Annotated in this window: 18 protein-coding genes and 3 pseudogenes; 12 read left to right on the top strand and 9 right to left on the bottom strand. The window is 67.6% G+C overall.

What is annotated here, in order from left to right; translation table 11 throughout:
* Nucleotides 1–41: 41 nt before the first annotated feature.
* Entirely contained in the window at nucleotides 42–905 is an 864-nt protein-coding gene (locus VP06_RS26545) for an SDR family oxidoreductase (RefSeq protein WP_048466811.1), read from the bottom strand.
* A 103-nt stretch (nucleotides 906–1,008) separates the two neighbouring features.
* Between VP06_RS26545 and VP06_RS26540 the strand changes: the two genes are divergently transcribed.
* Nucleotides 1,009–1,890 carry a LysR family transcriptional regulator gene (locus VP06_RS26540; RefSeq protein ID WP_048466810.1) on the top strand — a complete coding sequence of 294 codons (882 nt, stop codon included), beginning with the start codon at nucleotides 1,009–1,011 and terminating at the stop codon, nucleotides 1,888–1,890.
* Between the two features lie 209 nt (nucleotides 1,891–2,099).
* Nucleotides 2,100–2,270, top strand: coding sequence for a hypothetical protein (locus VP06_RS37375; protein ID WP_197093294.1), 171 nt, complete (start codon nucleotides 2,100–2,102; stop codon nucleotides 2,268–2,270).
* A 3-nt stretch (nucleotides 2,271–2,273) separates the two neighbouring features.
* On the opposite strand, the gene der is transcribed toward VP06_RS37375, so the two are convergent.
* The 3 genes and pseudogenes from der to VP06_RS26525 form a co-directional block, all read right to left on the bottom strand.
* Nucleotides 2,274–3,620, bottom strand: a complete 1,347-nt coding sequence (der, locus tag VP06_RS26535) for a ribosome biogenesis GTPase Der (RefSeq protein ID WP_048466809.1) — start codon at nucleotides 3,618–3,620, stop codon at nucleotides 2,274–2,276.
* A gap of 326 nt (nucleotides 3,621–3,946) precedes the next feature.
* Nucleotides 3,947–4,648: pseudogene (locus VP06_RS26530) on the bottom strand (tetratricopeptide repeat protein); the annotation flags it as partial.
* A 110-nt stretch (nucleotides 4,649–4,758) separates the two neighbouring features.
* Nucleotides 4,759–5,352, bottom strand: a complete 594-nt coding sequence (locus tag VP06_RS26525) for an NnrU family protein (RefSeq protein ID WP_048466808.1) — start codon at nucleotides 5,350–5,352, stop codon at nucleotides 4,759–4,761.
* Nucleotides 5,353–5,451: 99 nt separating this feature from the next.
* Here VP06_RS26525 and VP06_RS26520 point away from each other — a divergent pair, with 99 nt between their 5' ends.
* Nucleotides 5,452–6,606: a glycoside hydrolase family 183 protein gene (locus tag VP06_RS26520; protein WP_048466807.1), complete on the top strand. Its 1,155-nt coding sequence runs from the start codon at nucleotides 5,452–5,454 to the stop codon at nucleotides 6,604–6,606.
* Nucleotides 6,607–6,632: 26 nt separating this feature from the next.
* On the opposite strand, the gene VP06_RS26515 is transcribed toward VP06_RS26520, so the two are convergent.
* The gene (locus VP06_RS26515) at nucleotides 6,633–7,055 is read right to left on the bottom strand and encodes an EamA family transporter (protein WP_048466806.1); all 423 of its coding nucleotides are present in this window, start codon (nucleotides 7,053–7,055) and stop codon (nucleotides 6,633–6,635) included.
* Nucleotides 7,056–7,209: 154 nt separating this feature from the next.
* Here VP06_RS26515 and VP06_RS26510 point away from each other — a divergent pair, with 154 nt between their 5' ends.
* Nucleotides 7,210–8,394: a cupin domain-containing protein gene (locus tag VP06_RS26510; RefSeq protein WP_053082047.1), complete on the top strand. Its 1,185-nt coding sequence runs from the start codon at nucleotides 7,210–7,212 to the stop codon at nucleotides 8,392–8,394.
* 77 nt (nucleotides 8,395–8,471) lie between these two features.
* Here VP06_RS26510 and VP06_RS26505 read toward each other — a convergent pair whose 3' ends face one another.
* Nucleotides 8,472–8,717, bottom strand: a complete 246-nt coding sequence (locus VP06_RS26505; RefSeq protein WP_048466805.1) for a Hint domain-containing protein — start codon at nucleotides 8,715–8,717, stop codon at nucleotides 8,472–8,474.
* Nucleotides 8,718–9,100: 383 nt separating this feature from the next.
* Between VP06_RS26505 and VP06_RS36710 the strand changes: the two genes are divergently transcribed.
* The 3 genes from VP06_RS36710 (at nucleotide 9,101) to VP06_RS26495 (ending at nucleotide 10,360) form a co-directional block, all read left to right on the top strand.
* The gene (locus VP06_RS36710; RefSeq protein ID WP_156295787.1) at nucleotides 9,101–9,559 is read left to right on the top strand and encodes a hypothetical protein; all 459 of its coding nucleotides are present in this window, start codon (nucleotides 9,101–9,103) and stop codon (nucleotides 9,557–9,559) included.
* Nucleotides 9,560–9,561: 2 nt separating this feature from the next.
* A complete protein-coding gene (locus tag VP06_RS26500) occupies nucleotides 9,562–9,828 on the top strand; it encodes a hypothetical protein (protein WP_053082046.1) in 267 nt (88 codons plus the stop codon).
* A gap of 199 nt (nucleotides 9,829–10,027) precedes the next feature.
* Nucleotides 10,028–10,360: a hypothetical protein gene (locus VP06_RS26495; protein WP_048466804.1), complete on the top strand. Its 333-nt coding sequence runs from the start codon at nucleotides 10,028–10,030 to the stop codon at nucleotides 10,358–10,360.
* A gap of 617 nt (nucleotides 10,361–10,977) precedes the next feature.
* On the opposite strand, the gene VP06_RS36705 is transcribed toward VP06_RS26495, so the two are convergent.
* A complete protein-coding gene (locus tag VP06_RS36705; protein WP_156295786.1) occupies nucleotides 10,978–11,310 on the bottom strand; it encodes a hypothetical protein in 333 nt (110 codons plus the stop codon).
* Between the two features lie 346 nt (nucleotides 11,311–11,656).
* On the opposite strand from VP06_RS36705, the gene VP06_RS26490 reads away from it, so the two are divergent.
* From VP06_RS26490 to VP06_RS26480, 3 genes are all read left to right on the top strand, one after another.
* Nucleotides 11,657–12,475, top strand: a complete 819-nt coding sequence (locus tag VP06_RS26490) for a transglutaminase-like domain-containing protein (protein ID WP_048466803.1) — start codon at nucleotides 11,657–11,659, stop codon at nucleotides 12,473–12,475.
* 156 nt (nucleotides 12,476–12,631) lie between these two features.
* Nucleotides 12,632–12,880 (top strand): hypothetical protein, encoded by a 249-nt coding sequence (locus tag VP06_RS26485; protein ID WP_048466802.1) that lies wholly within the window; start codon nucleotides 12,632–12,634, stop codon nucleotides 12,878–12,880.
* Nucleotides 12,877–13,140 carry a hypothetical protein gene (locus VP06_RS26480; RefSeq protein ID WP_245291324.1) on the top strand — a complete coding sequence of 88 codons (264 nt, stop codon included), beginning with the start codon at nucleotides 12,877–12,879 and terminating at the stop codon, nucleotides 13,138–13,140. The genes VP06_RS26485 and VP06_RS26480 overlap by 4 nt, the downstream gene beginning before the upstream one ends.
* Before the next feature lie 116 nt (nucleotides 13,141–13,256).
* Here VP06_RS26480 and VP06_RS36700 read toward each other — a convergent pair.
* Both VP06_RS36700 and VP06_RS39080 read right to left on the bottom strand, forming a co-directional pair.
* A pseudogene (locus VP06_RS36700) lies at nucleotides 13,257–13,839 on the bottom strand (IS5 family transposase); the annotation flags it as partial.
* A complete protein-coding gene (locus tag VP06_RS39080) occupies nucleotides 13,751–14,176 on the bottom strand; it encodes a hypothetical protein (RefSeq protein ID WP_156295784.1) in 426 nt (141 codons plus the stop codon). The pseudogene VP06_RS36700 and the gene VP06_RS39080, both read right to left, overlap by 89 nt.
* Nucleotides 14,177–14,901: 725 nt before the next feature.
* On the opposite strand from VP06_RS39080, the gene VP06_RS26475 reads away from it, so the two are divergent.
* Nucleotides 14,902–16,776 (top strand): methanol/ethanol family PQQ-dependent dehydrogenase, encoded by a 1,875-nt coding sequence (locus tag VP06_RS26475; protein WP_048466832.1) that lies wholly within the window; start codon nucleotides 14,902–14,904, stop codon nucleotides 16,774–16,776.
* 70 nt (nucleotides 16,777–16,846) lie between these two features.
* Nucleotides 16,847–17,097 (top strand): annotated as a pseudogene (locus VP06_RS38295) (methanol oxidation system protein MoxJ); the annotation flags it as partial.

Raw genomic sequence — 17,097 nt, 5'->3', positions numbered from 1 at the left:
CCCCGACCGGCGGAGGGCCTCCGCCGGTCGGGAGATCGCGGTCAGGCGGAGGCCGCGACGGCGGCGGCGAAATCGCGGTAGGCGTGCAGCGGGCGCCCGAGCAGCGCGGTCAGGCGCTCGCGGTCGCCCGCCTCCGGGATCATCCCGTCGGTCAGGAAGCGCTCGGCCATCAGGCGCATGTCGAAGGCCATCCAGGGCGGCATGGAGCCCCGCAGGCTCTGCTCGAACCCGGCGGTGTCGTCGCCCCCATAGGCGACCGGGCGGCCCAGCACCTCCGACCAGATCGCGGCGACCTCCGGCCCGGTCAGCGTCTCGGGCCCGACGAGGTTGAGGCGGGTGAGGGGGGCGGCTTCGCCGTCGCGCCGGATCAGCTCCAGGGCCGCGATCTCGCCGATGTCGCGCGTGTCGACCATGGCGAGGCCCCTGTGGCCGAGCGGCATCGGGTAGACGCCGTGCCGCAGCACCACGTCGGCGACCATGCGGTCGTTGTCGATGAAATAGGCCGGGCGCAGGATGGTGGCCTCGAACCCCATCCGCTCGATCATCCGCTCGACGCCGAACTTGCCGGCGAAATGCGGGACGTTCACGAAGAGGTCGCTGTGGATCACCGACAGGTAGACCACCCGGGCGACCCCGGCCTCGCGGGCGAGGTTGAGCGCGACCAGGGCCTGCGTGACCTCGTCGGGCACCACCGCGTTGAGCAGGAACAGGGTCGAGACGCCCGACAAGGCGCCGCGCATCGCGTCGATGTCGAGGAAATCGCCCTTCGCGATTGCGACGCCCGCCGGGAGATCCGCCCTGGCGGGATCACGGACGAGGGCGCGGGTGTCGGCGCCGCGTTGCGCGAGGTGATGCACCACGTGGCGGCCGACCGTGCCGGTGGCGCCGGTCACCAGGATCGTCATGGGCTTGCTCCGGGTTCGTCGTTGAACGCACCGGCAGGATGGGCGATCCGGGATCGCACCGATAGGCGTCCGATCTGGACGCGGCGTCTCGTGAGTGGAACGGATGGACCTGCTGGCGCTGGCTGATTTCACCCTCGTCGCCCGCCATGGCGGGTTCGGGCGCGCCGCCCGCGCGAGCGGCCGGCCGAAGGCGACGCTGTCGCGCCGGGTTGCGGAGCTGGAGGCGAGCCTCAATCTGCGCCTGTTCGAGCGCGGCGCCCGGGTGCTGACGCTGACCGAGGAGGGGAGGGCGCTCCACGAGCGGGCCGGGGCCCTGCTGACCGAGCTGGACGAGACCGCGGCGGCGATCGCCGCGGGCGGGGCCGGGGCCCGGGGCCGGCTGCGGATCAGCGCGCCGCTGCTGTTCTCGCAGATCGCCATGGGCAAGGTCGCGGCGGATTTCGCGCTGAGATACCCGGAGGTCCGTCTCACCGTGACGACGGAGGACCGGGCCGTCGACATGATCGAGGAGGGCTACGACCTGGTGATCCGGGTCAACCCGGCCCCGGACGAGAGTCTGGTCGGGCGGGCCTTCCTGCGCGACCGGATGGTGGTGGTGGCGAGCCCCGGCCTCGCCCGCCCGGCGCAAGGGGACCGCGCCCCCGCAGTGGTGCGCAGGATGGAGGAACGGGCGGTGTGGACCCTGGCGGGCGGGGCGCCGCTCGCCGTCACGCCGGTGCTGGCCCTGTCGTCCCTCGTGATGATCCGCAACGCGGTCGGCACCGGCATCGGCGCCGCGCGCCTGCCGGTCTCCCTCGTCGCCCACGACCTTGCCGCCGGCCGGCTGGTCTCCTGGGGCGACGTGGCGGAATCCGACATCGCCCTGTGGGCGCTCTACCCGTCGCGGCGGCTCCTCAGCGCCCGGGTCTCGGCCTTCCTGGAGCATCTGCGGGAGACCTTCCCGACGGGAGAGCCGGAGGAGCTGGCCGCCTATATGGACCGATGACCGGCGGTGCCGCCACGCCCCGGACCGGCGCAGGGGGCGGTCCCATCCCAATCCCGGCCTCGTCCCAAAGGACTCCGGCCCACGGCTCAGCCGGCAAAGCTCTCTCGGACCAGCGAGATTTGGCCTGCCGCGCGGTCATTGACAGTCGCCAAGCGACCAGGAACGCGGTAGATCTGTCCGCAACCAGTCAAGACGGGGGTATTCAGGCCATGAGCGAATCCACCGACCGGTTCAAGCGGGCGCCCAAGCGCAAGGCCGCGCAGGCGCGCACCCTCACGGTGTCGCCGGAGGCCAAGGCGGCCTACGAGAAGCTGATCCGTGAGAAGGAGGAGCGCGAAGCCTACGCCCGCAACCTCCCCGCCGACCAGAGACCGCGCTGACCCCTACTCGCCCTTGTCGAACGGGTTCTTCGAGGTTCGGAGCGACAGGCGGATCGGCACGCCCGGCAGATCGAACGCCTCGCGCAGGCTGTTCACGAGGTAGCGGGTGTAGGATTTCGGCAGCGCGTCGAGTTGGTTGCCGAACAGGGCGAAGTGCGGCGGGCGCGACTTCACCTGGGTGGCGTAGCGGATCTTGATCCGCCGGCCGGACACGGCCGGGGGCGGGTTGGCCTGCGTCGCCTCGCTCAGCCACTGGTTGATCTTGGCGGTCGAGACGCGGCGGTTCCACACCTCGGCGGTCGAGACCACGGCGTGCATCAGCCGGTCGATGCCCTCGCCGGCCAGCCCCGAGAGCGGCACCACCGCGGCGCCGCGCACCTGCGGCAGCAGGCGGGTCGCCTTTTCCTTCAGGTCCTTCAAAAGGCCCGGCTGGTCGGCGACGAGGTCCCACTTGTTGAGGCCCATGACGAGGGCGCGGCCCTCCGACTCGACCAGGTCGACGATGGTCAGGTCCTGCTTCTCGAACGGGATCGTGGCGTCGAGGAGCACCACAACGACCTCGGCGAAGCGCACCGCCCGTAACCCGTCCGAGACCGCGAGCTTCTCCAGCTTGTCGTCGACCCGGGCGCGGCGGCGCATGCCGGCGGTGTCGTGCAGCTTGATCCGCCGGCCGCGCCACTCCCAGTCCAGCGAGATCGAATCGCGGGTGATGCCGGCCTCGGGGCCGACGAGCAGCCGTTCCTCGCCGAGCATCCGGTTGATGAGGGTCGACTTGCCGGCATTGGGCCGGCCGACGATCGCGACCTTGAGGGGCTTGCCCTCCGCCCCCTCCGCGTCGTCCTCGTCGTCCTGCTCCGGCAGCACCGCTTCGAGCGCGTCGAGGAGGTCGCCCAGGCCCTCGCCGTGCTCGGCCGAGACCGGCACCGGATCGCCGAGGCCGAGCGCGAAAGCCTCGTAGGCCCCGGCCATGCCGACACCGCCCTCGGCCTTGTTGGCGAGCAGGATCACGGGCTTGTCGGCGCGCCGGACCAGCTCGGCGAAGGGCTGGTCGGCCGGCAGCAGGCCGGCGCGGGCATCGATCACGAACAGGACCGCGTCGGCCTCGGCGATGGCGGCCTCGGTCTGGGCGCGCATGCGGCCGGCGAGCGAATCGGCCTCGGCCTCCTCCAGCCCGGCGGTGTCGAGAATGCGGAAGCGCAGGTGGCCCAGGCGCACGTCGCCCTCGCGCCGGTCGCGGGTCACGCCCGGCCGGTCGTCGACCAGGGCGAGCTTGCGGCCGACGAGGCGGTTGAACAGCGTTGACTTGCCGACGTTGGGACGCCCGACGATCGCGACGATGGGCATCGACATGGAGGTCTTCCTAAAAAAATAGCAGCGGGCGGGCACGCCGCGAGGCGCGCCGCCCTGTCGGAGGTGATGATGCGGGACGACAGCGCCCCGCGCTACGGGGATCTCTAGCGCGTCGATGCGGGAGGCGGCGCCTCGGGCGCAGGAGTTTCGGGCGCAGGAGTCTCGGGCGCAGGGGCTTCTGCCGCAGGAGCCTCGGGTGCGGGAGGCTGTGGCGCAGGGGCCTCGGGCGCAGGAGCCTCTTTCGCCAGAGTCTCTTTCGCAGCGGGCTCGGGCGCTTTCGCGTCCTCATGATCGTCGTGATCGGGCGCAGGCGTCCCGAGGAGGGTCGGCGGCCGGGGCGCGGCCGGGGCCGCGGGCGCCGCCTCGGTCACCTGCACCGGGCCGCCGGCCACCAGGCCGACATAGATCTCGAGCCGCTGGCGCAGCCCGGGCGGGCTCTCGCGGTCGGCGGCGATCTGGTCGAACCAGCGGCCCGCGCCCTCGAAGTCGCCCTTCTTGAGCGCCACGAGCCCCAGCATCTCGCGGGCGGTGTGGCGGAAGGCGCTCGACGGCGCGGCGAGGCTCTGGAGCGTGTTGAGCGCACCCGCATCGTCCTTGTCGACGAGGAGCAGCGCCCCGCGCAGGCGCGCGAGGTCGCGCAGGGACTGGCCGATGGCGGTGTCGTCGGCGATCGCCGCATAGGCCTTGGCGCCCGCGGCCGGATCGGTCTTGCCGGCCTCCGCCGCGGCGCGCAGGCGCGCCAGCAGGCGGTAGCCGAACGGCGCATCGGCGACGACGCTCGCGAACGCCTTCTCGGCATCCTCCGGCGTGCCGTCCTTGGCGCGGCGCAGGGCCTCCTCGAAGCGCAGGCTCGCCGCCTCGGCCTGCTGGGCCTGCGCGTGCTGCCAATAGCGCCAGCCGCCGACACCCAGCACCACCAGCACCGCGAGACCGATGAACACGCCGCTGTAGCGCGACCAGATCTGGGCCAGGCGGTCGCGCCGGTACTCGTCGTTGACCTCGCGGATGAACTCGTTCTCGCTCATGATCTCTGGGCTCGCCGCCACCACGGACGGGTGGGCTCTTCGCCGCGACCGTGCGACAGGGCCGGTCGCGTAGCACAGTCCCGGCGGGAAGTCAGGCCCGGCGACGAATCAGCTCAGGCTTGCCCCGGCCAGACCGCGACGCCGATGAGCCAGGGATGCAGCACCCGGGCGAAGACGAACCAGACGGCGACGCCGATCACCACGGCGAGCGCGTCGTTGCGCCAGCCCGCGGACGCCACGGCGGTGCCCCCGTGCGATGTCACCTCGTCGCGGCGTTTGGCGCTGATCCGGGCCATGACGGCCCAGGCCAGGATCGCCCCGAACAGGATGATCGAGCCGAGATCGCCGTTGGCGAGCAGGTGGGCCGTCGCCCAGATCTTCACGCCGAGCAGCATCGGGTGCTTCGCCTTCGCCTTGATCCGCCCCGGCAGGTAGGCGGCGGCGAACGAGATGAAGGCGAGGAGCACGAGCAACAGGGCGAGGTGCCGGGTCCAGACCGGGGGCGACCAGAGATCGGTATAGCCGTGCGCCCGGTACTGGCCGTAGCCGTAGCCCAGCAGCACCAGGCCGAGCAGCGCCACGGCGGAATAGCCGATCTTGTAGGGACCCTCGCCCACCCGCGCGATCAGGGCGGCGCGGGGGCCGCGCGCCATCGTGAAGGCATGGGTGCCGAGGAACAGCACGAGGCCGGCGATCAGGAGGAGCATCGGGGAAAACCCTCAGGCGAGCGGCCGGATTCGGCGAATGGCGAAAGCAAGCGGCAAGCACTCTGGGGCAGCCTCGCCGGCCAAGTCCAGGGACGGCCCATGCTCCTCCGCCTCTTCCTCGCGTGTCTCTGCGTCGCGGCCACGCTGGGGCCGGCCGCCGCCGAGCCTCCTCTCTCGGCCCTGACCCTGGTCGGCCCGCCCCGCACGGTGTTCACGCCCAAGCGCGACGCCTGCGACGGCGACGACGTGCCGGACGCTCCCGCCCGCGCGTTCCGGGAGGCCGATGGCGGGATCGTTCTGTTCGGGATGCATTATCGCAACCGGGCCCTGCGCGGCCGCGACGTCGACAGCCTGAAGCTCGACTGCACGATCGTGCTCGATTCCGCCTTCAAGCCCGAGCCCGAAGCCTTCGACGACCGCACCTGGATCACCGCCACCTGGACCGAGGACGGCCGGCGGGTCGAGGCGCTGCTGCACGAGGAATACCACGCCGACGAGCACGGACGCTGCCGCACCAAGGGGATGCTGGCCTGCTGGTACAATGCCGTGCTGGCGGCCCGCTCGTCCGACGGCGGGCGAAGCTTCACCCGCGCGACGCCGCCCACGGTCGTGGCCGCGGCGCCGTTCCGCCAGGAGGTCGAGCAGGGCCGCCATCGCGGCTTCTTCAACCCGTCGAACATCTTTTCCGATGGCCACTACCGCTACTTCTACGCCTCGACCACCGGCTGGACCGGCCAGCCGTTCGGCGTCTGCCTGTTCCGCAGCGACGACGTGGCCGATCCCGCCCGCTGGCGCGCCTTCGACGGCAAGGGCTTCACCGCCCGCTTCCCCAACCCCTACCTCAAGGGCGCGAAACCCGTCGGGTCCTGCGTGCCGGTGGCGCCGTTCCCGGCCCCGGTCGGCTCGGTGAGCCGGCACCGCGGTACCAAGGCGTGGATCGCGGTGTTCCAGGCCGCCGCCGGCGGCGTCTTCCCCCGCTCCGGGATCTACTGGAGCACGTCGCGCGATCTCCTCGCCTGGGACGCGCCGCGCCTGCTGATCGCCGGATCCACCCTCTACGACGATCCCTGCAAGGCTGGCGGCGAGCTCGTCAGCTACCCTTCCCTCATCGATCCCGCCGCGCCCGGCCGCAACTTCGACACGGTGGGCGACACGGCGACACTCTTCTACGTCACGCTCAAGACCAAGGGCTGCGAGGTCACCTCGGAGCGCGACCTCGTGCGGCGGCCGGTGACGATCAAGGTCTGGCCGTGAGCGTTCGGGCGGCGCGGGCGCCCGCCTCACCCCCGCCAGGTGAGCAGGTAGGCGCCGACGGCGACGAGCCCGACCCCGAGCCAGTTCATCCCCGACAGCCGTTCGCCGAGCAGCGTCGCCCCGAACAGGGCCACCAGGACGACCGACAGCTTGTTGAGGGTGGCGACCTGCGCCGCGCCGCCGACCTTGAGGGCGCGGAAGTAGCAGGCCCAGGATCCCGCAGTGGCCAGTCCCGAGAGGCTGAGCAGGCCGAGATTGCGCCCGGTGAGCGTCCGCAGGGCCTGCCACTGGCCGGTGGCGAGGCAGAGCGCCCCGAGCGCCACCAGGATCACCACCGAACGCATGAAGGCGGCGGCGTCCGATTCCGCCCCGGCGCTGCCCGCCCGCGCCAGAACCGCCGTCATCGCGGTGAACACCGCCGAGACCAGCGCCCAGATCTGCCAGGACATCCGTTCCCCCCTTTCATCGTGGAGCATCATGAATGCCGGCCATGCGCGGATGCCGACAATGCGTTTCACGCGCGCACCGGCTTCGCCCAGCTTCCTCCGCCACGGCCCGAGCGGCCGGCCGAGGCCGGTCCGTCACTCTCAAGGGGGAAGCATCATGGACCAGACACGGCGGCTGTTTCTGGGCACGGCGGCGCTTGGTGCCGGCGGCTTGATGGCGACGGGCGCGAAGGCCCTCGAACACGATCACGGCAACCCGGGCGACGGCGGTTTCGGCCGTCAGGCGGGCTCGCTGCCGCCGGGCGCCAAGGTCGCCTACCACGATCCCCAGGATGTCGGGGCGATGCCCGACTTCCGCTTCTCCCTCGACGGCAACCGCCCGAAGGTGACCTCTGGCGGCTGGGCCAAGGAAGCGACGGTGCACCAGTTCCCCATCAGCAAGGGGATCGCGGGCGTGCACATGTTCCTGGAGCCGGGCGCCTCGCGCGAGTTGCACTGGCACGCCATCGCGGCCGAATGGGCCTATGTCATCGACGGCCGCTGCCAGACCGTGGTGCTCGATCCGAGCGGCGCCAGCGAGATCAACAACTACGAGCCCGGCGACCTTTGGTACTTCCCGAAGGGCCACGGCCATTCGATCCAGACCATCGGCGACAAGCCCTGCCACTTCATCCTGTCCTTCGACAACGGCGCCTTCTCGGAGCACGGCACGTTCTCGATCACCGACTGGATCGACGTGACCCCGAAGGACATGCTGGCCCTCGATTTCGGTCTGCCGAAGGATGCCTTCGACGTCTTCCCGAAGGGCGAAGCCTACATCCAGGCCGGCCCGGTGCTTCAGCCCGCGGACGCCCTCGACGCCCCCTGGCCGAAGGACTCGACCCACAAGTTCCGCCTGCTCAAGGACCCGCGCGCGGTCCGTGAGTTCGAAGGCGGCACCTTCCGCCTCGCCACGGTCGACGAGTGGCCGATCCAGAAGACGATGTCGGGCGGCGTGATGACGATCCGGCCGGGGCAGATGCGCAAGCTGCACTGGAACGTCAACGCCAACGAGTGGCACTATTACCTGAGGGGCAAGGGCCAGGTGGCCCTGTTCGGCTCGGGCGGGCGCGGCAAGGTGGCCGAGTTCAAGCCCGGCGACGTCGCCTACATCCCGATGGGCTTCGGCCACGCGATCAAGAACATCGGCGACGAGGACCTGGAGATCGTCCAGACCTGGGACAACGGCAAGTTCGAGGAGATCGACCTCGACACCTGGATCAAGTCGAGCCCGCGCTACCTCCTGTCGAACAATTTTTCGGGTGTGCCGGGTGAGACGCTCACGAAGCTGAAGCGGGCGTAGAGCAAAGCACACAGCGGTCCCAATCACCTGTGAGGGGGGGGCGTCGGGTTGCGCGGTGGCGTTGCGTCCGAGTCGGTTCAGGAACGCGGCATGATGGCGATCGCCATCACCCGCATGGAGCTGAGCGCCGAGGAGGGGTGTGCGCGGCGTCCGGCATGACGCCGGCCAATCCCGGTGACCGGCCTCAGGTCTCCCGAGGCGGTGACCGCCCGGTCACCGACGCGGAGCGCCGCGACCGCCACCTCGCCACGGCTCGTGCGCAGGCGCGTACCGGTGACGGGCCCTCTTGCGGCGTTGCTGGTGAAATCCAGCTGGAACACCATGCCGCCGCCGCCACCGGCCGAGCCGTCGTTGAAGCCCTAAGCAGATTTCGCCGAATGTTCACCCCCGTCAGGCTGGCTTCGAGGAACCGCCCCTGGCCCGGGCCGGCGAGCGACGTCCCGCCGCCCGCGATCGAATGCGCCTTGCCTCGTCGACAGCGGCGTGGGCTTACTGGAGACGTGCGGAAGTGTGATTGTCGATGGACATATTGCTCAGCTTTGATGACGAACACCCAGTGGGTGCGAGGAATTGCCGTAGCTCACAATTCCATCGAGCGCGCTGCAATTTTCTCGATTATCTTCTGATTTGAGTTGCTATCCGCTCATCACGAGCCATATACCGATGAGTGTCGTGGCGATGGGCCGGGACTACAGCGGAGGGCACCATGCCCACCGATCTTCCTTCTCGCCGACAGCATTCCCAAGCTTACGGTCTGTCGACCCTGCGTCTCGTCATCGTTGGCTTGCGTCTGCGTCTGCTCGGCTGGCGCATCGAACAGGCTCTCGAGGAACGCGACCATATCAAGTTCCTGCACTACCTGAATGCCTGGGCCGAACTGCATCGTCGCGCTTTTGAAGGATCAGGCCCGGACGCATCGCCAAGCGTGACCGAAGCAAGCGCGATCAGAGGCAGGCATATATTTTGCGATCGCGCCCGTGATAGTTTGTCGAAGATTGCACGTGAGGAGCGGCGCCTTGCCAGGATCGTCGGCCGGCTGAAACTCGCCCGCGCGCGAGGTAACCGTCGCGATTATGAGCGGTCTTATGCTGTTGGCCAGAAATCCCATGATCGCACGCTGCGACTTTGGCAGCACATTTCATTGTCGTTTCATTCCAGGAGATAGTCGTGTCCCAGGGCGCTGAGATTATCGAGCAAATCGAGCAGGATTACAGGCGTATTGGTCGCCTGCTTCAAGCTATCGACAACGGCCGCTGGTGGAGTGCCGACGAGCCTGGCCGAGCCAACCTCGAGATGATCAAAGGCGCGGCGGTCCAGATCAGTGAATCGACGATGCTGATCGAGCGCTTGGTCGGCGGGATCGGCACGAGCTTCATCCGCAACCAGACCTCTTTGGCGTCGGTACCGACAGCCATGGCCACTCCAGTCCCCTGATCCACGGGTTCGCCCACGGAACGATGCGCTCATCGCTCTGGGGCCCTGCTCATCAAGGCGTTGGGGCAACGGCCCGCTCCCCGGTTCCGTCAGACGCCGTCCGAGATGGCGCCTCAGGGTCGGCGTCCTTCGCAGGCAGGCGGCGGAGGTCGACCATGAAAGCCAGCGACGCAACAGCGCAGAATGGAGAGTTGGCCGAATGACGGACCGTCCGATCGAGCTGGACGAACGGCGGGGCATGGCCGCTCAGAAGGCGACGACAGTGCGCCGCAGGCGAGCGGGCGTGAAAGCGCAACATGCCGGTCTCGTCGCGCGCCAGCACGACCTCGAAGCCCATCTCTTCGCGGCCGACGCCGCGACCTGGCCGGAGGCCGCCGACAAGGCGCGGTACCTGCTCGAGAGGTTCAGTGCGACGCTCTCCTGCGATGATCCACGCTTGCAGAGCATGGTCGCCGCCGTGCTGTCCGACTTCGCACGTCTGTCGGGGCCGACCAAGCCCGAGGCGCACGACTCGCAAACTCCCACCGTCTGATCGGAGAAGTCCAGATGAGTAGCGATCGAACCCGTGGCAACCGTGAAATCAAGAAGCCGAAGAAGGAGACGCCGAAAGTCATCGCAGCTGCACCGAGCACGAAGGGCCAGGTCGCGCCGAGCGGCAAGCCCGGTGTGAAACGGTAGCCCGCCCGGGTTCGAACGGCTTGCCGAGCGCCTGATCGTCCCGGTGCGGCTGGAGGCAACAGGCGGCCGATGCCTGCCGAGAGGCGGTGTGCGAGCCGGTTCGGGCGCGGCCGCCACGCGGCCTCTGGGCTGCGACACCGGACCTACGCCACGGCGCCCGGCCGAAGCAGATGTCGCCGAAGCGGTCACCGGCTCGGCGGCAAAAATCTGCGATAAAACGAGAGTTTAAGCGCACGAGGCGTTGGCCTGCCAATGCGTGTCTGCACTGGAGCGCCCCGGGCTCACAAACCGGTGCATCGGCGGGCAGGAATGTCCCGCCCCTCGATCGCAGTCAGGGCTCGGCACTCGAGCTTGTCAGGTGACCTGGGATCACCGGTGCCGATGCAGCCGGCGAAGCAGAGGGCGTCTCGGTAGCGTCTCCGCGCATGTCGCTCCCGGCCGTGTGCATGGCGACGAATCCCGATCTGCCATTCAGCGTCTTGGCGTTTTCGATCTGGCGCCGATGCCCGGTGTGCCTCCGGTCGGGTCGAATGGAACAATGGGGCCGCCGCAGCCCGTGCAAATCGAGGCGCCGAGCTTGTTCATGCGCTCGTCGCGCTTCCGATCGGCATCCCTTCTTTTTTTCGCGCCCTCTTCTATTTTCCGAGAATCCAATTTGACCTTGGCAGCGACGTCATCGGCGGATTGCGCAGAGCCGGTCCTGGCACCTGCCGGGCGCGCTCCGGCGCTCGACCAGGTGCTGGAGAGAAAAGTCGCGCAGATCAGCGTGGCCAGAAACACGACTGCATGATGTTGACGGTTCATCGGGTGGCCTTCTAAAAAACCACTCTACCATATTTTGAAATGAAAAGGTGCCGGCTGGAGTCCGATGCTGTCGTGGGTTTCTGCCCGTCGGGACCACGACGCCGAAAGGCCCGTGACGAACGCGAATGCCGCACCGGAAGGGAGCGACCGGCCGCTGCCCTGTCGGGGGCCGGTTGTCGCTTGGATCACCGCGTTCCGGCGCGGCGAACGGAAAAACTCGTGGTTCGTGGTGTACAGAATGCCCATCCATGTCATGGATAGCGCGAGTGCAGCCACGTGAACCGGAGACGCGACCCGACCCGCGTTCAGGGAGAGCGCGACTCTGCCGTCCCCCTGGAGACACACGATGCGCATCCATGTCGGCTGTGAAATGACCTACGACTTCGTGCAGGACACGCCGGTCGTCACGATGCTCAACGTCCATGCGTCGCGTTTCTCCGATCTCGAGCGGCCGGACACTGTGTTGACGGTGCCGGCCGTGCCCCTCGAAGGGTATCGGGATACGTTCGGGAACTGGTGCAACCGGCTCGTCGCGCCGGCCGGGCGTTTCACGCTCCGGACCGACACGGTCGTGCGCGACCATGGCAACGGGGACATGACCGACACGGGTGCGCGCCAGGAGGAGGTGCGCAGCCTGCCCGTGGAGACGTTGCTCTACCTGCTCGGGAGCCGGTACTGCGAGACCGATCGCCTGTCGCAGACCGCCTGGGACCTGTTCGGAGCCATGCCGCCGGGATGGACGCGGGTGCAGGCGATCTGCGACTACGTGCACGATCGCATCACCTTCGGTTACGAGCATTCCCGGCCCACGCGCACAGCGCTGGAGGCATTCGAGGAGCAGCGCGGCGTCTGTCGCGACTACGCCCATCTGGCGATCGCGTTCTGCCGCTGCCTCAACATTCCGGCTCGCTACTGCACCGGGTACGTCAGCGACATCGGTCTGCCGCTGCCGCATGCTCCGGGCGATTTCGCGGCGTGGATGGAGGTCTTTCTGGGTGGCCGCTGGCACACCTTCGATCCGCGCAACAACAGCCCGCGCATCGGCAGGATCCTGATCGCCTATGGACGCGACGCTGCCGATGTGCCCCTGACGCTCACCTTCGGGCCGAACACCCTCGTGAACTTCCGGGTGACGACCGAGGAGGCGACACCGCTCACGGCGTGAGATGATCCGGACCTCTCGATCGGGCGCGTGGGGTCACGTGGGACCCCCCTGGTCACGGTGGCAGCCTGCAGGGCTGCGCTGCGTTTCGGCACCGGATCGATTCCTCATCGCGGCGGGTTGACCCCGTGCCGCATCTGCCGCGGTGCGGAGCGAGACATGATCAACCTGTTGTTGTCCTCGATGATGCTGACGATCGAAGCCCAGAAGGTTGTCGAACTGCGAATGGTCCGGCTGGCCTGGGGAGGTCGCGAGGGGTGGGCCGAGGCTCAATCCATGGTGACGGAGAAAGTCTCGGCAGCTGGCGAGGCGATGGTGACGCTCTCGTTCGGCGGGTCGCCCGAGGCGGTAATCGCCCGCTACCGCGAGCGTGTAGCGGCAAACACGAAGCGGCTGGCGGCACCATGACCGCATCGCGAATGACCGCATCGGGGTTCGCGATGGATGTGCAGCGCCTGATCGAGACCGAACATCAATTCGCCCTGGCCGATCGCGTGTGGCGGGCCGAACTTCGGCGCCTCCACGGTCCCGATGGCGTCCTGCTGCATGGCTACGGTCCTCTCGGCATGGGTGAGCCGGGCACGCAGCAGCGCACGGCCTACGACGTCCGCCGCGCCGCCATCGCGGCATGGCGACAGGCGAGAACCCGCGGAAGCCCCGGGATGTGATCGCCATACGATCTCGTGACCCCACCCTTCCGCTGGCGTCCGTCGCGGGCGTGACGTGTGGGGCAAGGTCACGGGCAGACCGGCAGGGGCCGACCACCAGGCAGTCTGAGACTCAATCAGCACCAGAAGGCGATGACGGCGGCCAGTGCGAGCGCCGAGGAAAGTTTCTGGCGAGCTTGTCGTCGCGCGTGGCGATGCGTCGGAAGTCCTTGAAGGCGGTAGAAGACCTCTTCGATCCGCCAGCGGTCGCGATTACGCCGCCTCTCGAGGCGGATCTTTTGCGCTTGCCGGGGAGTGCCGGGAATGACCATGCTGATGCCCTGCTGGCGCAGCCAGTCGGCATCGTAGCCCTTGCCGGCGGTGAGGCGGTGAGGCGGTGCGCGACGCGGCCGGGCGCCTTTTCCAGCACGGCGGGCGCGGTCTTCACGTCGCTGGCGTTGCCGGGAGTGAGGGGGACGACGCCCGGGCGGCCGATCAGCATCGGCAAAGACGTGGAATCCTGGTGGCTGAGTCCGCCCGCGGGGGGCCGATCGCCTGTTCGCGCAGCCGCCCTTTTCCGCCTTGGGCGGCGCGTTGAGCTTTGACGTCGGTCTCATCGAGAGCGGCAGCTTCACCCGACCATCCGGCCTCGGCCGGGGCCTCCAGCATGCGGATCCAGAAGCGGCAACGCGACCACCTGCTGAAGCGGTTGTAGACGGACCGTATTCGCTCGGACAGTCGTTCTAGAGTATTGTCCGACGAAGTGGATACCGGGTTGTCGTAGAAAATGCGGCAATATCAAAGAGATAGAGAAAATTCGCGATTGCAGCGCGATCGTGAAGCGCTCTAGATCACTGCCCGATTGCAACGTGATCGGGTGCTGCTCGCGCTTGGCATTGGAAATTCCAGCGGAGTCAACGGCCGTCTGCCTCAGCATCTTCAGCGGTTGGTCTACCTCGGTACGGAGGCAATCCGGCTTGGCCAGCCTCCCCGCCGATTGGCCCCAGACCGGGATGTCGTCCGCGTCGCTGCATAGCGTCCGCTTCAACGTCGTCACGCGGTTGATCCGCCCCTCGACCGGGCTCGTGCGAGCGCGTCTTCCCGGGCGGCCCGATCCCCGCCTCGAGCCATCCGCCTGGCCGTTCCGCGGGCCATCACGATAGCGTTCCAGTACGCCCGAACCCCGGCCTGATCCTGCTCTCGCACGATCACCCTGAAGGCTTTTACCGCCATGACCGCCATGACCGAACGCGCGGTCGAGGGGCGGCTGCCAAGCGGGCAGCCGGTCATACGCGCGCTGTTTGCCTCACAAGTCAATAGCCCTCAAGTCTGCGCAATCGCGGTTTGGTGAATCGGTGGCGCCGAGGCGTCGCAGGGGCCTCATTGCTGCGATGCAAAAATCACCATGATGGTGCGACTGCTCGTCATGAAATCATGGGCTTGATAGAATAATAAATATCTTATGTCGATTTTATAAGATATTTGCCTTCGCGGTTGCAACAAGAACAATATCCATCTCGATTGCCGAAACATCCCAAAGTGCAAAAGAGATAGGTACAAGACATCAGGCGCATCGAATGCTAACGTCATTGCGGTGAGTGAATGTAATAAGTTCATTATAAGAAAGCGAAGCGAGATCTATCTAAGACAAAGCTAAGAGAGCTTGACGATGGTTTCGCCAGCTTACCGTTCCTCATCGCGCGAACACGTTTGGCCTCGCGGCCTGAGCGCCGCAGAGACGTGAAACGCTGACCGGAGACGCAGAGCATGGGCATCGATTGCATGGGCAAGTTTGTGAATTCCGTTTCGGTGGCCGCGCTGCTGGCGCTGGCACCGCTCGCGGTGCCGCACGCCGCACTCGCCAACGACAAGCTCGACGAGCTGTCGAAGAGCGACGAAAACTGGGTGATGCCGGGGAAGAACTACGACTCCGACAACTATAGCAAGCTGACGCAGATCAACGACAAGAACGTCAAGAACCTCAAGGTTTCCTGGCAGTTCTCGACCGGTCTGCTCAACGGCCACGAGGGTGCGCCTCTGGTCGTCGACGGCAAGATGTTCGTCCACACGTCGTTCCCGAACAACACCTTCGCGCTCGGGCTGGACGATCCGGGCAAGATCCTGTGGCAGGACAAGCCGAAGCAGAACCCGGCCGCGCGCTCCGTGGCCTGCTGCGACCTTGTCAATCGCGGCCTCGCCTACTGGCCGGGCGACGGCAAGACCCCGGCGCTGATCCTCAAGACCCTGCTCGACGGCCACGTCGCGGCGCTCAACGCCCAGACCGGCGAGACGGTGTGGAAGATCGAGAATTCCGACATCAAGGTCGGCTCGACGCTCACCATTGCTCCCTACGTGGTCAAGGACAAGGTCATCATCGGCTCGTCGGGCGCCGAACTCGGCGTGCGCGGCTATCTCACCGCCTACGACGTCAAGACCGGCGAGCAGAAGTGGCGCGCCTACGCGACGGGTCCGGATTCGGACCTGCTGCTGGCCAAGGACTTCAACATCCACAACGCCCATTACGGCCAGAAGGGCCTCGGCACCTCGACCTGGGAGGGCGACGCCTGGAAGATCGGCGGCGGCACCAACTGGGGCTGGTACGCCTACGACCCGGGCACCAACCTGATCTACTTCGGCACCGGCAACCCGGCGCCGTGGAACGAGACGATGCGGCCGGGTGACAACAAGTGGACGATGACGATCTTCGGCCGCGACGCCGATACCGGTGAAGCCAAGTTCGGCTATCAGAAGACGCCGCACGACGAGTGGGACTATGCCGGCGTCAACGTGATGATGCTGTCGACCCAGAAGGACCTCGCCGGCAAGGAGCGCAAGCTCCTGACCCACCCGGACCGCAACGGCATCGTCTACACGCTCGACCGCACCAACGGCGATCTCGTCTCGGCGCACAAGATCGACGACACCGTCAACGTCTTCAAGACCGTCGACCTGAAGTCCGGCCTGCCGGTGCGCGATCCCGAATACGGCACCCGGATGGATCACCTCGCCAAGGACATCTGTCCCTCGGCGATGGGCTATCACAATCAGGGCCACGATTCCTACGATCCGAATCGCAAGCTCTTCTTCATGGGCATCAACCACATCTGCATGGATTGGGAGCCCTTCATGCTGCCCTACCGGGCCGGCCAGTTCTTCGTCGGTGCGACGCTGAACATGTATCCGGGTCCGAAGGGCGATCGGCAGAACGCCGAGGGTCTGGGCCAGATCAAGGCCTACGACGCCATCACCGGGAAGTTCAAATGGGAGAAGATGGAGCGCTTCGCGGTCTGGGGCGGCACCATGGCGACGGCCGGCAACCTGGTCTTCTACGGAACGCTGGACGGCTACATCAAGGCGCGCAACTCCGACACCGGTGAGCTGCTCTGGAAGTCGAAGCTGCCGTCCGGCGCCATCGGCTACCCGATCACCTACAGCCACAAGGGCACGCAATACGTGGCGATCTATTACGGCGTCGGTGGCTGGCCCGGCGTCGGCCTCGTCTTCGACTTGCAGGATCCGACCGCCGGCCTCGGTGCCGTCGGCGCCTTCAAGAAGCTCGCCAACTACACCCAGATGGGCGGCGGCGTGACGGTGTTCTCGCTCGACGGCAAGGGTCCCTACGACGACCCGAATGTCGGCGAGTACTCGGCGAACTGAGCCTCGACTTACGCTCCTCCCCGCGACGGGGAGGAGCGACCCGCTGCCTCTCGTGACAACGGATCCGATCATGGTCAGATCGCTCGGACATCTGCGCCGGTCCCTCCTCTGTGCGACACTCGCCGCCGGCTTCGCCACCCCGGCTCTCGCGCAGACGATCACCCAGGCCCCACCCACCCAGGCTCCTGCCGCGCCGGCTCCGGCACGTGCCGACGACACTGTCCTGCGGGTTTGCGCCGCGACGCAGCCGCCGCTGTCGCTGAAGGATGGCACCGGCCTTGAAAACCGCATCGCCAGTGCGGTCGCCGAGGCGATGGGGCG

This window comes from Methylobacterium aquaticum (genome assembly GCF_001043915.1).
Taxonomy (GTDB): domain Bacteria; phylum Pseudomonadota; class Alphaproteobacteria; order Rhizobiales; family Beijerinckiaceae; genus Methylobacterium; species Methylobacterium aquaticum.
Note: the sequence above shows the minus strand (reverse complement) of the source record. Positions and strands in the feature narration are given on the sequence as shown.

Excerpts from the sequence above, each read along its gene's own strand:
- VP06_RS26545 (WP_048466811.1), bottom strand. The coding sequence starts at position 905 with ATGACGATCCTGGTGACCGGCGCCACCGGCACGGTCGGCCGCCACGTG.
- VP06_RS36705 (WP_156295786.1), bottom strand. The coding sequence starts at position 11,310 with ATGAACCGTCAACATCATGCAGTCGTGTTTCTGGCCACGCTGATCTGC.
- VP06_RS26485 (WP_048466802.1), top strand. The coding sequence starts at position 12,632 with ATGATCAACCTGTTGTTGTCCTCGATGATGCTGACGATCGAAGCCCAG.
- VP06_RS26540 (WP_048466810.1), top strand. The coding sequence starts at position 1,009 with ATGGACCTGCTGGCGCTGGCTGATTTCACCCTCGTCGCCCGCCATGGC.
- VP06_RS26515 (WP_048466806.1), bottom strand. The coding sequence starts at position 7,055 with ATGTCCTGGCAGATCTGGGCGCTGGTCTCGGCGGTGTTCACCGCGATG.
- VP06_RS26495 (WP_048466804.1), top strand. The coding sequence starts at position 10,028 with ATGACGGACCGTCCGATCGAGCTGGACGAACGGCGGGGCATGGCCGCT.
- VP06_RS37375 (WP_197093294.1), top strand. The coding sequence starts at position 2,100 with ATGAGCGAATCCACCGACCGGTTCAAGCGGGCGCCCAAGCGCAAGGCC.
- VP06_RS26520 (WP_048466807.1), top strand. The coding sequence starts at position 5,452 with ATGCTCCTCCGCCTCTTCCTCGCGTGTCTCTGCGTCGCGGCCACGCTG.
- der (WP_048466809.1), bottom strand. The coding sequence starts at position 3,620 with ATGTCGATGCCCATCGTCGCGATCGTCGGGCGTCCCAACGTCGGCAAG.
- VP06_RS26490 (WP_048466803.1), top strand. The coding sequence starts at position 11,657 with ATGCGCATCCATGTCGGCTGTGAAATGACCTACGACTTCGTGCAGGAC.
- VP06_RS26475 (WP_048466832.1), top strand. The coding sequence starts at position 14,902 with ATGGGCAAGTTTGTGAATTCCGTTTCGGTGGCCGCGCTGCTGGCGCTG.
- VP06_RS26525 (WP_048466808.1), bottom strand. The coding sequence starts at position 5,352 with ATGCTCCTCCTGATCGCCGGCCTCGTGCTGTTCCTCGGCACCCATGCC.
- VP06_RS36710 (WP_156295787.1), top strand. The coding sequence starts at position 9,101 with ATGCCCACCGATCTTCCTTCTCGCCGACAGCATTCCCAAGCTTACGGT.
- VP06_RS26505 (WP_048466805.1), bottom strand. The coding sequence starts at position 8,717 with ATGGTGTTCCAGCTGGATTTCACCAGCAACGCCGCAAGAGGGCCCGTC.
- VP06_RS26480 (WP_245291324.1), top strand. The coding sequence starts at position 12,877 with ATGACCGCATCGCGAATGACCGCATCGGGGTTCGCGATGGATGTGCAG.
- VP06_RS26510 (WP_053082047.1), top strand. The coding sequence starts at position 7,210 with ATGGACCAGACACGGCGGCTGTTTCTGGGCACGGCGGCGCTTGGTGCC.